This window comes from Thalassotalea sp. PP2-459 (assembly GCF_001913705.1).
GTDB lineage: Bacteria > Pseudomonadota > Gammaproteobacteria > Enterobacterales > Alteromonadaceae > Thalassotalea_C > Thalassotalea_C hakodatensis.
Genome location: NZ_MKQD01000034.1, coordinates 333,317 through 345,903, shown reverse-complemented (window position 1 = coordinate 345,903; position 12,587 = coordinate 333,317). Strand labels below are relative to the sequence as shown.

The following is a 12,587-nucleotide window of genomic DNA, read 5'->3' as shown; positions in this document are numbered from 1 at the left end:
CTTCAACTTAATTCGATATCTAGACTTTTTGACTTGCGTTTAAGCCATTATTTAAATCTGAGAGAATATCTTCACTATCCTCTATTCCAACGGAAATACGCACTAATGATTGGCTAATACCCGCGGCAATTTGTGCAGATAGTTCCATGCCTGCATGCGTCATTGTTGAAGGGTGACTTATTAAACTTTCAACACCACCTAATGATTGTGCCAGCGTAAACAAAGAAAGATTATCGAACAGTAATTTTACAGCCTCAACTCCGCCTTTAATTTCAAAGCTCATCATCGATCCATGCGCCATTTGTTGTTGCATAGCGATACGATGACCTGGGTGATCTTCAAAACCTGGGTAATACACTCGTTCAACTGCACCATGTTCACGTAAAAAATTTGCGACTGCATCGGCATTTTCTTGATGTTGCTTCATGCGAATGGGTAAAGTTTTTAGCCCTCTTAACGCTAAATAACTATCAAATGCAGAGCCTGTAATTCCAATACAGTTCGCCCACCATGCTAGTTCTTCTCCAAGTGCTTGATCTTTTGTGACCAGCACCCCGCCAACTACATCACTGTGTCCGTTGATAAATTTGGTGGTAGAGTGAAAAACAATGTCAGCTCCTAGCGCGAGTGGCTGTTGCAATATTGGAGATAAAAAAGTGTTATCTACAGCGACAAGCGCATTGACGTCGTGACTTTGTTTAACCACTTGTGCAATATCCACAATACGCATTAACGGGTTACTCGGTGTTTCTACTAGCACTAATTTAGGGCGTTGTGACAAGGCCTCTTTAAGTGCTGCTTGATCATTTTGATCTACGACCAGTAATTTGAATTGGCCTCGCTTTGCTAAATGGGTAAATAAGCGATAACTACCACCATAACAGTCATGTGGAATAATCACTAAATCATCTGTTGATAATAACTGACAAATTAAATGAACAGCTGACATACCCGTTGAAGTCACAATACCTACCGAACCGCCTTCTAAACTGGCAATCGCTTTAGCAAATGTAGCGCGCGTTGGATTTCCTGTACGAGAATAGTCAAATTGGCGTTTATCATTAAAACCTTTCAATGCATATGTACTTGAAAGATGTATGGCAGGGATCACAGCACCATGATGTTGATCTGTATTTATACCAGCTCTTACCGCGGTGGTTGCTAATTTGTTTTTACTCATATTGCCTCGCCTTTTTGCTGCAGTTACCAATCAAATAGATGTTTGGACGTCCAAAAGTCTATACGTTATAAAGCATCGGATCAAGCACTTTAGACATCTAAACTTCTACACATTCATATTGACTAAGATGCTACAAACAGTAAAATCAACGTAATTATGTATTATAGGTAACTAGAGGTCTTTCATGGCTGAATGGAATGGCGAATATATCAACCCGTATGCTGAACACGGTAAAAAAAGTGAGCAAGTAAAAAAAATCACCGTATCGATTCCAATTCGTGTGTTAAAAGTGTTAACTGACGAACGAACACGTCGCCAAATTAATAATTTACGTCACGCTACAAATAGTGAATTATTATGTGAAGCGTTTCTACACGCATTCACTGGACAACCCTTACCCAGCGACGAAGACCTTGCCAAAGACAATGAGCACAGGTTACCTAAAAGTATTCGCGATGCTTTAGCTGAGCAAGGCATTACTGATTTTAGCGTCTTTGAAGATGACGAAGATTCATAGTAAATCATTATTCAACATTCACATTATCAAACTCAGTCAGAATATTTGCATCGTTACTTAACACATTAAATAACGATGCAATAGCTACTAGTCTTGATATTTTTCTGGTAATGATAATGCAGCAACGCCAGATTCAACCGCAGTTAGTGCCACAGCTTTCGCTACTCGATGACATAACCTTGGGTCCATAGGCTTAGGAATAATATAATCTTTGCCAAATGATAACTGCTTGTCACCACTTGCTGATAACACTTCATCTGGTACCGGCTCTTTTGCTATTTCACGAATCGCATGTACACAAGCTACTTTCATTTCATCGTTAATAGTACGCGCACGTACATCAAGTGCCCCGCGAAAAATAAAAGGAAAACATAAAACATTATTCACTTGGTTTGGGTAATCAGAACGACCTGTGGCAATAATCACATCATCTCTTGCTGCCAATGCAATTTCAGGCTTTATTTCAGGGTCGGGATTCGAACAGGCAAATATAACAGGATTTTTTGCCATTAATTTTACCTGCTCTGCAGACAAAACATTTGGCCCTGATACGCCAACAAAGACATCTGCACCATCAATGACATCATCAAGGGTTCTTTTATCCGTATTGTTGGCAAAAAGTTTTTTATATTCATTTAAATCATTACGGCGAGGATGAATAACTCCTTTCGTATCTAACATATAAATTCTTTCACGCTGAGCACCGCAATTAATCAATAATTCCATACAAGCAATAGCAGCCGCACCCGCCCCCATACATACAATATTTGCGTGACGTAACTCTTTACCTTGAATTTCAAGCGCGTTGATCATACCCGCAGCAGTCACAATGGCGGTTCCATGTTGATCATCATGAAACACAGGAACTTTACAACGTTCTATTAAGGCCTTTTCAATTTCAAAACATTCGGGTGCTTTTATATCCTCAAGATTGATTCCACCAAAGCTGTCTGCGATATTGGCTACTGTAGTAACAAATTCTTCAACCGTTTTATGTTTTACTTCTAAATCAATCGAATCAATATTTGCAAAGCGTTTAAAGAGTAAAGATTTACCTTCCATCACAGGTTTGGCAGCCATTCCACCTAAATTACCCAACCCTAAAATTGCCGTACCATTGGTAATTACAGCAACAGTATTTCCTTTAGCAGTATATTGATAAACAGCCTCTGGGTTTTCGGCAATCTCTCGCACTGGTTCGGCAACACCAGGGCTATATGCTAATGCTAAATCATGGCTAGTTTCTGCGGGTGTTGTTAATTCAATGCCGATTTTCCCTGGTTTAGGAAACTGATGATAATCAAGAGCTTTTTGGCGAAAGTCCGTCATGGGGTGTCCTTGTGCGTTATATTAAAAATTAAAGTAAAGTTATTGTTTTTATTCTTTCAGGCTATAGTAAAAGATCTTCTTAGCTCTTAGCAAGGCCGACCAGTCGGCCAATAAAGTGCATTAAATTAAATCATAGTCACTTTTCTTGCCTAATTCACATAACAGTCGTTAATGCTCAGTATCTTTACGTTTAATAATGTTGTTATTTTTCGTACAAAAAACAAAAAAATAGATATAAACGGGGAAAAATTGCCGTTTAGCACTCGTTAATCAATTATTACTCGTAATTTTTTAACATTTACAATTGGCACTAACGCAGTAGTTTTTACGTAGGTATACTTTATTCTCGCTATATAAAAAAGAAAAAGAATATAAGAAAGCTGAATGATTTAGCTATTTACCCTGCTCATTTTCTTTGTATACGCTAATATCATCAATATGATACTTTTTTTTGAGCTTTTCTAATAAGACCTGATTATTTAAGAGGAATTGATCAAACTCTTTTAAGACTTCAGGGTAATGAATTGTAGAAAGATGATAGCTATACACTTCGTGAGGCAAGCTCTCATCAATCACAAGTGCACCTTCTCTATTTAGCAAACGTAAATGATGTTTCACAACGGCAGGTTCTAAATTTAACGCATCCACATAGCCATGAGCTGCTTGTTTAACAATATTTAAGGTGGATGGGCTTTCAACTAACGTAGTATTACCATTTTCAATTAAATCTAGCCACAAGGTTGGATGAAAACCAAAGATGGTGCCTAATTGTTTAATCTCTTCACGTTTACGACCTAATTTCTCCACTGGCACTATCGCTGCGGCCAACAGTTCAACAGTAGGTAAACTAAACTTTAAAAGCGGATAATAACTTCGGCCGTTCGTCCAACGTTTATTATCTGGATATTTAAAATCAATCGCATTTTCTTTATACCAAAAGTTTGTTCGCTTAACCGGTAACGCTATATAGGTAAAGGTGTAACCTTTAGATTTTGCAAATGCATCAAGAAGATCTTTGGTATGGCTTGGATTAGGAAAATCATACAAGGGGTAAAAAGAAGTGTTTTGAACTCCAACCGTAAACTCTTTCGCCGTTAACGGTAATAACAGCATTAAAAAAAATATAATCGATATGGCTTTCATTTACTACCCTCACCTCTTTAATTTAGTATAGAACAAAACAAATTAAATATGCGTAAAGGCCACTTATAATTCGAACAATCACGACAAACACCCATAAAAAAACCACCGAAATGGTGGTTTTTTTATGGGTAGAATACATTCGTTTATTGGAACGGATTCACTTTAATAATAGTTTCAACACGATCTGGTCCTGTTGAGATTATATCTACAGGAACTCCAGTTATGTCTTCAATGCGCTTGATGTAAGCCTTTGCATTTTCTGGTAATGCATCATAGCTAGTTACCCCAACGGTAGAATCATCCCAACCTGGTATTTCTTCGTATATTGGCGTTACTTTTTCGTAGCCTTCTGCTGCTGTTGGTGACACAGTGATCACTTCACCGTTCTCAAGCTGATAACCCGTACATATTTTTAACGTTTTTAAACCGTCTAATACGTCTAATTTGGTCAAACAAAAACCACTTATTGAGTTTATTTGTACTGCACGATGCATAGCAACAGCATCAAACCAACCACAACGACGCTCACGACCTGTAGTAGCTCCAAACTCATGACCAACCGTACCTAAATGATGACCTATTTCATCAGCTAGCTCTGTTGGGAATGGGCCTGAACCTACACGTGTTGTATAGGCTTTGGTAATACCAAGAACATAATCAAGATAACGCGGACCAAAACCACAACCTGTAGCAACACCACCAACGGTAGTATTTGATGAAGTTACGTAAGGGTAAGTCCCATGATCAATATCAAGTAACGTGCCTTGGGCACCTTCAAACATGATTGAATCGCCATTTTTACGTGCTTGATCAAGTAATTCTGGTATATCAGCAATCATACCTTTGATCACCTCACCAACTTCAAGTGCGTCTGCTAGCACTTGTTCAAAATCGACAGGCTCAACTTTATAATAATTCACTAAAGAGAAATTATGGTATTCAACAATTTCTTTGAGCTTAGTTGCGAATGTTTCAGCGTTTAATAAGTCGCCTACACGTAAACCGCGTCGCGCAACTTTATCTTCATAAGCTGGGCCAATACCACGACCAGTAGTACCAATAGCTTTGTTGCCACGTGCTTTTTCTCGCGCAGCATCTAATGCATTGTGGTAAGGAAGAATAAGTGGACAAGCATCACTAATTAAAAGACGTTCGCGTACAGGTACGCCGCGCTCTTCTAACATGTTCATTTCTGTCATTAAGGCTTTAGGACAAAGCACAACACCATTACCAATCAGACACTTTACATTTTCACGTAAAACACCAGAAGGGATAAGATGAAGTACGGTTTTTTCACCGTTAATCACCAAAGTGTGACCTGCATTGTGCCCACCTTGATAGCGCACCACATATTTAGCTTTATCAGTAAGTAAATCTACAACCTTACCTTTACCTTCGTCACCCCATTGAGTGCCGAGAACAACGACGTTTTTACCCATATTCACATATTGGAAAGAAAATTAGGCGGGGATTCTACCAAAAACCCTAATTGAGGCCAAGGAATTATTTGGTGGTTTTTAATACGATTTTAAAATTTAAAAGAATCAGAATAACTTAACAGCAGTATTCTTTTATATTAATTGATATTAATAAAGCAGCCATAAGATTAAACAGCCGATAAAAACCACAACTATTCCCATAGTACGAATGTTCCTAGGGCTTTCTTGTGCGATTTTCAACACATAATTTCGCCACTTATTTGGGAACAATGCGGGTATCAGCCCCTCAATAATTAACGCAAGACAAAATGCCGTTAGCAATAATTCAACAGTCATTATATTCCTTAGAATAAAAAGGCCATGATCATTAAACTGAGCATGGCCTTACATCTTTAACGTTATCAAATTACTTTGATTTATCTGTATTCTTTAAATAACGAAAGAAGTCACTATCGGGTTTCACAACCATGATATCGTTTTTACTATTAAAGCTGTTTTCATACGCTTCTAAACTTCTTACAAAGCTATAGAATTCAGCATCTTCGTTAAAAGCATCCGCATACACTTTAGCCGCTAATGCATCACCTTCACCACGAATTTCAAACGCTTCTTTTTGCGCGTTAGCTAACATAACCGTTACTTTTGCATCAATCGTGGCTCGAATAATCTCTGCCTGCTCTTGACCTTTTGAACGATGCTCTTTCGCTACTGCAGTACGTTCAGCACGCATTCGATCATAAATAGAATTACTGACTTCTGTTGGCAAGTTAATAGCTTTAACTCGTACATCAATAACATCAATACCTAAATCTTCACGACTACTTTCAGCGCTTTCTAAAGCTTTGCTCATGATATCGTCACGATCACCAGAAACAATCTCTTTAATAGTGCGAGAGCCAAATTCAGTACGTAGGCCATTATTAATTTTCTGTTTCAGTAAAGCTCTAGCATTTTCTATAGAGCCTGAAGTACGTAAGTAATACGTTGAAAAATCAACAATGCGCCATTTCGCGTATGAATCAACCATTAAATCTTTTTTCTCTGATGTAACAAAGCGATCTGGTTCTTCATCTAACGTTTGGATACGCGCATCAATCTTACGAACAGATTCAATAAACGGTATTTTAAAATGTAACCCTGGCTCATAAACCATCATTTGGCCGGCATCGTCACGTTTAATTTTTGAAAATTGAAACACAATGCCACGCTGACCTTCGAATACAACAAAGACAGCAGAAACTGCTAGCACCAACAGGGCGGCAATAAGGGCAATAAGAAAGTTTTTCATTGCTTAATTTCTCCCATTGTTGAAGCGATCAGCACGACCTGAAGTAGACGGCGCTGAGTTCTTAGAGGAATGTGTTGTTGTCACAGGTTGACTGGACTGATTATTCACTCTTGGTGAATTTGCTGATTGCTGTTGAATAATTTTATCGAGCGGCAAGTACATCATGTTATTACCACCATCAACGTCGACCATAACCTTACTGGTATTGCTGTAAACCTTTTCCATTGTAGTTAAGTATAAGCGTTGACGCGTCACTTCTGGCGCAGCTTTATATTCAGGCAACAATTTTGAAAAGCGAGCAACCGAACCTTCAGCATCTAATACCGTTTGCTCCTTATAGGCTAGCGCTTCTTGTTCCATTCTCTTAACACGACCACGAGCACGTGGCTCTATACCACGAGCATATGCTTCAGCTTCTCGCAAAAACCTAACCTCATCTTCTTGCGCTGCAATTGCATCATCAAATGCATCTTTTACTTCTTCTGGTGGACGAGCATCTTTAAAGTTAACATCAACAATCAAAATACCAAGATTGTATGGTTCAATCACTTTTTCTAATTCTGCCCAAACCGCTTGACGTACAATTTCACGCCCACTTGTTAGCACATCATCCATGATTGAATGGCCAACCACATAACGTAATGCACTATCTAATGATTGGCTTAAACTATCATCGGCATTCGTTACGCTAAATACATAGTTACGTGGGTCAACAACACGATATTGAATTTGCATTTCAACACGTACTACGTTTTCATCTTGCGTAAGCATAAAGCCTGACGCTGGAAGATCTCGTGTTGTTTGTATATCAACAGGGATCACTCGTTCCACGAAAGTCCATTTCCAACGTAAACCTGGCTCTACTGTGCCAGCATACTGACCAAACCTTAGGACGATCCCTTTTTCAGCCTCTTTGATGGTATAAAAACCACTAAATGCGTACACAAGTACAGAAACAATGATAGCCAGCGCTAAGCCGATGGATGAGAAGCTTTTACCGCTACCACCAGAAGACTTGCCGCCAAATACACCACCAAACTTATTACCTAAATCTTTGATTAAATCATCTAGATCTGGTGGTCCTTGGTTTTTACCACCTTTATTTTTCCAGGGGTCTTTATCATCTTTCCCTGGTTCGTTCCAAGCCATAACGCTCTCCGCTATTAATACTCTATGCCTATAAATGACATATTAAGTCAAGAATTGCTCTAATATATCAGTCTGTTAACTTTCGATAAAGCGTTCTATGTGCACTTCATCTTGTTTTCTTAATTTATTCCACTCTTGTTCCGGTAATTTTACCTCTATTAAACAATTACCTTGTTCATCATATGACTCTCGTTCTATGCAATTTAAATCATACAATTCACCGCGTAATTTGCCGTATGCTGGTGGTATTTTTAAACTAAATTGAACGATTTTACGAGCCATACGTTCGCTTAATGCCATGAATAATAAATCGATACCAATTCCCGCTTGCGCAGATAACCAAACACGTATTGGCAACCCTGATTCATCACGATCTATTCTTGGTTCACCATCTTCGAGCATATCAATTTTGTTACAAATTAACAGCTGAGGTACATCACCAGCGTCTATTTCATCTAGCACAGCTTGTACTTGTTCAATATTTTCTGAACGTCGTTCATCTGCAATATCAATAACATGAAGCAATATTTCAGCCTCACGTGTTTCAGTTAATGTCGCTTTAAATGCAGCCACTAAGTCGTGAGGTAAATGGCGAATAAAGCCAACCGTGTCTGCTAGTATAACTCGGCCAACATCTTCCACTTCGATTTTTCGTAACGTTGGATCTAAAGTCGCGAACAATTGATCGGCAGCATAAACTCCCGCCTGGGTGATTCGATTAAACAATGTTGACTTACCGGCATTGGTATATCCAACTAACGAAACCGTTGGAATTTCTGCTCTATTACGAGCCCTTCTACCTTGCTGGCGTTGTTTTTCAACTTTTTCTAAACGCTTACGAATGTTTGTCATTCTTTCTCGAAGCAAGCGTCTATCAGTTTCTAATTGAGTCTCACCTGGTCCTCGAAGACCAATCCCCCCTTTTTGACGCTCTAAATGCGTCCACCCTCTGATTAATCGCGTACTAATATGTTTAAGCTGAGCAAGCTCAACCTGTAACTTACCTTCATGCGTACGGGCACGTTGTGCAAAAATATCAAGTATTAAGGTTGTACGATCAACAACACGACACTTACATAACGCTTCAACATTCTTTTCTTGAGACGGGGATAAACTATGATTAAAGAGTACGACATTGGCTTGATAACATGCCACTGCTTCAGCGATTTCTTCCGCTTTGCCACTCCCTACAAAGAATTTCGGGTGCGGTGTATCGCGCTTACCTGTTACAACAGCAAGCGACTCTATACCAGCGGAGCTTACAAGCATTTCAAACTCTTGTAAGTCTTCGCGGGCATTTTCGTCTGGAAAATCTACATGAACAAGTATCGCTTGTTCGCCTGCTTGATAACGATCAAACAAATGAACAACTCCGAACAATACGAGTTACTAGCATTAATCTTCGTTTTCCACTGATTGATTAAAACCAGTTTGGCTAGCTTGAGGTGCGGTATTAACTGCACGAGCTGGTACAACCGTAGAAATGGCATGTTTATAAACCATTTGACTAACGGTGTTTTTTAATAAAATAACAAATTGATCAAATGATTCTACTTGTCCTTGTAGTTTGATGCCATTCACTAAGTATATTGCTACTGGAATGCGATCACGACGTAACGCATTTAAAAATGGGTCTTGTAAAGATTGCCCCTTTGCCATTATTTGGCCCCTTTTGTTATTGTTGTCAAAATCAACGAGTAATACTCACTCAAAATTTAATGTTTAAGCAGATAGTCAAAAGAGTAATTTAATCAATACTATCTGCAAAACTAATTATACATCAATGTTTACACTTTGCTTACTGCGTTTAAAATTTCTTGGAGATTGTTTTTATTCTCCATCGCTAACCAAGTAAGTGTTGGCCAGTTACGTAACCATGTTAACTGACGTTTTGCTAATTGCCTAGTGGCACATATACCTTTAAAAACCATTTCCTCATGACTACATTCACCCTGTAAATATTGCCACATTTGGCGATAACCTACACACCGAATAGCAGGAAGGTTTTCATGTAAATCGCCACGTTCTTTTAATTTAACGACTTCTTGCTCAAAACCTTGAGCAATCATTTGCTCAAACCTCAGTTCAATTCGAGCATGTAAATCTTTGCGTTCTTTCGGTGCAATCGCAAATTGTAAAACATTACCGGTTAGTCTCTCACCTTTTATTGCGGTTAATTGTGTCAAAGTGTTACCGGTAATGCGGAATACTTCTAACGCTCTTGTCAATCGCTGCGGGTCATTCGGATGAATACGTTGCGCAGATTGCGGATCAACCTTTGCTAATTCATCGTGTACCCCTTGCCAACCAAGAACACTTGCTTGTTTTTCAATCTCAGCCCTAATTGTGGCATTTGCTTCAGGTAATGGCGAAATACCATCAATTAAGCTTTTAAAGTACATCATAGTACCGCCAACTAAAATTGGCATACGACCTTTGGCGCGTATAGCAGCAATTTCTGTTAAGGCATCTTGGCAAAACTCAGCGGCAGAATAGCTTTCACTCGCATCTTTAATATCGATTAATCGATGCGGATACCTCGCTTGCTCAGCTAATGTTGGCTTTGCCGTTCCAATGTCCATATCCTTGTATACTAGCGCAGAATCTACACTGATGATGTCACAAGGTAATGCATCATAAAGTTCACATGCTAATGCTGTTTTTCCAGAAGCCGTCGGCCCCATTAAACAAATAACTGGCGGCAGCTCATTAAACGTAGATGACATACAAGAACTAATTGGCCTGCTGTAATTGCTGTATAGCTGATGTAAGGTCTACCGGCAGTGTTTTCAAGACTTGTTGTTGTTTATTTTTTTCAGGAAAATAGTGTTCGAACTCTTTCATCAAATTGTTCATGTCTACGGCTTGAAAGCTTGATGGTGTTGCAACTTCTGCAAATGCCTGTTGCCAAAGTTTTTCATCAGTTAATTCACATTCAGCCACACTAAGAGCTTCTATTAATTTCAAGTAACAATAGCTAACATCAACATGTCGTAACATTGCCGGAAACTGCCTTATTTGGACAGCCTTATCGCTGATAAGTTCTACCACTATGCCTAACTGCTCAAATTTTGTTTGGTGGTTATTCACCATACTCCTATGCACCTTATCAGCATTCAGTTTTACAGGTAACAATAAAGGCTGACTCGTTATACCTCTTGGCCATTGTGACGACACTTTTTCTTGCAGAATTTTCTTAGCTAGCTGTTTTAGACAGCATAATTGAACTTGTTGCTGATCATCAACAAACAACCCATAGTGCGGAGCTACAAATAACCAAGTATTTGCAGTTGTCTCTAATGATTGCTGAGGTGACTCAGTCACTGGCGTCATTAGCTGCTGATAATTTTCAGCTGCGTTTAACGGCACTTGCGACGAAGACGAAAACGGCGCCTGACTGTTTGCTCTGTAGCCAGATACCGAACCTGAGGATCTTAAGGGAGCGATATAATCCTGACTCTGTTCTGCTGCTCCTCTGATAGCAGTACGCTGTTCAAGGTTTTGATATGATGAAGTCGCTTCGGAGGTTTGTTCTATCAGTTCTGTCTGTTCAGTAAGTGCTTGATGGCAAGTTGCGTAAATAAAATCATGAATATAGCGACCTTGGTGAAACCTCACTTCATGCTTTGCCGGATGCACATTTACATCCACTTCCCGTACATTTAAGGTAAGAAATAACACAAAGGCGGGATATGTTTCCGCGGGTAACAGTTCTTGATAAGCTTGCCTTATTGCATGATTAATTAATTTATCGCGCATCATACGGCCATTAACATAGCTATAACATAAGTCATTTTGATTGCGATGAAAGCTAGGTTTGGTTAACCACCCCGTTAACGACACTCCATTATGTTGACAATTAATTTCAAGCGCATGATCAATAAATGCTTGTCCACACACTTGTGCAACACGTTTACTTCGCTTTGTGTCGGTGTCAGCAAGGCGATATTGTTTTACCACTTTATGGTTGTGCGTCAGCGTTATTGCGACATCAAAACGTGCAAGCGCAATTCTTTTGATCACTTCTTCAATGTGGCCAAATTCTGTTTTTTCTGTCCGAAGAAACTTTCGACGTGCAGGGGTATTAAAAAATAAATCTACTACGTCAATAGTTGTACCGTTGCCATGCGCTGCTGGCTGCACTATTACTTCCATGTCTCGACCTTCAGCATGCGCTTGCCATGCTTCTGGTTGTTCAGCGGGCTTTGATGTTAATGATAACCGCGCAACAGAACTGATACTGGCTAATGCTTCACCTCTAAAACCCAATGAAGCGATACCTTCAAGATCGATTAATGCTTTTATTTTACTCGTTGCATGACGACTTAATGCTAAGGTAAGTTCTTGTTTAGCAATACCACAGCCGTTATCAGAAATACGGATGCGTTTGGCTCCACCTTTTTCAATGTCTATTTTTATTGCTGTTGCACCGGCATCTAAACTGTTTTCAACCAACTCTTTAACCACTGATGCAGGGCGTTCAACCACTTCACCCGCTGCTATTTGGTTAGCAAGTTGAGCGGGTAATATTTCAATTGTCAT

The 12,587-nt window shown here is 39.2% G+C and carries 12 protein-coding genes; 1 reads left to right on the top strand and 11 read right to left on the bottom strand.

Annotated features, from left to right (window positions below; genetic code table 11):
* Positions 1-19: 19 nt before the first annotated feature.
* Positions 20-1,180 (bottom strand): cystathionine gamma-synthase, encoded by a 1,161-nt coding sequence (metB, locus tag BI291_RS07730; protein ID WP_074497948.1) that lies wholly within the window; start codon positions 1,178-1,180, stop codon positions 20-22.
* A gap of 184 nt (positions 1,181-1,364) precedes the next feature.
* On the opposite strand from metB, the gene metJ reads away from it, so the two are divergent.
* A complete protein-coding gene (metJ, locus tag BI291_RS07725; protein ID WP_074497947.1) occupies positions 1,365-1,697 on the top strand; it encodes a met regulon transcriptional regulator MetJ in 333 nt (110 codons plus the stop codon).
* A gap of 87 nt (positions 1,698-1,784) precedes the next feature.
* Here metJ and BI291_RS07720 read toward each other — a convergent pair whose 3' ends face one another.
* The 10 genes from BI291_RS07720 to mutL form a co-directional block, all read right to left on the bottom strand.
* Positions 1,785-3,026, bottom strand: a complete 1,242-nt coding sequence (locus BI291_RS07720; RefSeq protein WP_074497946.1) for a malic enzyme-like NAD(P)-binding protein — start codon at positions 3,024-3,026, stop codon at positions 1,785-1,787.
* Positions 3,027-3,419: 393 nt separating this feature from the next.
* Positions 3,420-4,169 (bottom strand): hypothetical protein, encoded by a 750-nt coding sequence (locus BI291_RS07715; RefSeq protein ID WP_074497945.1) that lies wholly within the window; start codon positions 4,167-4,169, stop codon positions 3,420-3,422.
* A 143-nt stretch (positions 4,170-4,312) separates the two neighbouring features.
* Positions 4,313-5,608: an adenylosuccinate synthase gene (locus BI291_RS07710; RefSeq protein ID WP_074497943.1), complete on the bottom strand. Its 1,296-nt coding sequence runs from the start codon at positions 5,606-5,608 to the stop codon at positions 4,313-4,315.
* A gap of 147 nt (positions 5,609-5,755) precedes the next feature.
* Positions 5,756-5,944 carry a DUF2065 domain-containing protein gene (locus tag BI291_RS07705; RefSeq protein ID WP_074497941.1) on the bottom strand — a complete coding sequence of 63 codons (189 nt, stop codon included), beginning with the start codon at positions 5,942-5,944 and terminating at the stop codon, positions 5,756-5,758.
* A gap of 70 nt (positions 5,945-6,014) precedes the next feature.
* Positions 6,015-6,896: a protease modulator HflC gene (gene hflC / locus BI291_RS07700; RefSeq protein ID WP_074497938.1), complete on the bottom strand. Its 882-nt coding sequence runs from the start codon at positions 6,894-6,896 to the stop codon at positions 6,015-6,017.
* A gap of 3 nt (positions 6,897-6,899) precedes the next feature.
* Positions 6,900-8,045 carry an FtsH protease activity modulator HflK gene (gene hflK, locus BI291_RS07695; RefSeq protein ID WP_074497936.1) on the bottom strand — a complete coding sequence of 382 codons (1,146 nt, stop codon included), beginning with the start codon at positions 8,043-8,045 and terminating at the stop codon, positions 6,900-6,902.
* 75 nt (positions 8,046-8,120) lie between these two features.
* Positions 8,121-9,407, bottom strand: coding sequence for a ribosome rescue GTPase HflX (hflX, locus tag BI291_RS07690; RefSeq protein WP_074497934.1), 1,287 nt, complete (start codon positions 9,405-9,407; stop codon positions 8,121-8,123).
* Positions 9,408-9,440: 33 nt separating this feature from the next.
* Positions 9,441-9,704: an RNA chaperone Hfq gene (gene hfq / locus BI291_RS07685; protein WP_074497932.1), complete on the bottom strand. Its 264-nt coding sequence runs from the start codon at positions 9,702-9,704 to the stop codon at positions 9,441-9,443.
* Between the two features lie 128 nt (positions 9,705-9,832).
* Positions 9,833-10,771: a tRNA (adenosine(37)-N6)-dimethylallyltransferase MiaA gene (gene miaA / locus BI291_RS07680; RefSeq protein ID WP_074497929.1), complete on the bottom strand. Its 939-nt coding sequence runs from the start codon at positions 10,769-10,771 to the stop codon at positions 9,833-9,835.
* Between the two features lie 7 nt (positions 10,772-10,778).
* The gene (gene mutL, locus BI291_RS07675; RefSeq protein WP_074497927.1) at positions 10,779-12,587 is read right to left on the bottom strand and encodes a DNA mismatch repair endonuclease MutL; all 1,809 of its coding nucleotides are present in this window, start codon (positions 12,585-12,587) and stop codon (positions 10,779-10,781) included.

Bases quoted from the DNA above. Each gene is read 5' to 3' on its own strand.
- metB (WP_074497948.1), bottom strand. From the start codon at position 1,180: ATGAGTAAAAACAAATTAGCAACCACCGCGGTAAGAGCTGGTATAAAT.
- metJ (WP_074497947.1), top strand. From the start codon at position 1,365: ATGGCTGAATGGAATGGCGAATATATCAACCCGTATGCTGAACACGGT.
- BI291_RS07720 (WP_074497946.1), bottom strand. From the start codon at position 3,026: ATGACGGACTTTCGCCAAAAAGCTCTTGATTATCATCAGTTTCCTAAA.
- BI291_RS07715 (WP_074497945.1), bottom strand. From the start codon at position 4,169: ATGAAAGCCATATCGATTATATTTTTTTTAATGCTGTTATTACCGTTA.
- BI291_RS07710 (WP_074497943.1), bottom strand. From the start codon at position 5,608: ATGGGTAAAAACGTCGTTGTTCTCGGCACTCAATGGGGTGACGAAGGT.
- BI291_RS07705 (WP_074497941.1), bottom strand. From the start codon at position 5,944: ATGACTGTTGAATTATTGCTAACGGCATTTTGTCTTGCGTTAATTATT.
- hflC (WP_074497938.1), bottom strand. From the start codon at position 6,896: ATGAAAAACTTTCTTATTGCCCTTATTGCCGCCCTGTTGGTGCTAGCA.
- hflK (WP_074497936.1), bottom strand. From the start codon at position 8,045: ATGGCTTGGAACGAACCAGGGAAAGATGATAAAGACCCCTGGAAAAAT.
- hfq (WP_074497932.1), bottom strand. From the start codon at position 9,704: ATGGCAAAGGGGCAATCTTTACAAGACCCATTTTTAAATGCGTTACGT.
- miaA (WP_074497929.1), bottom strand. From the start codon at position 10,771: ATGTCATCTACGTTTAATGAGCTGCCGCCAGTTATTTGTTTAATGGGG.
- mutL (WP_074497927.1), bottom strand. From the start codon at position 12,587: ATGACAATTGAAATATTACCCGCTCAACTTGCTAACCAAATAGCAGCG.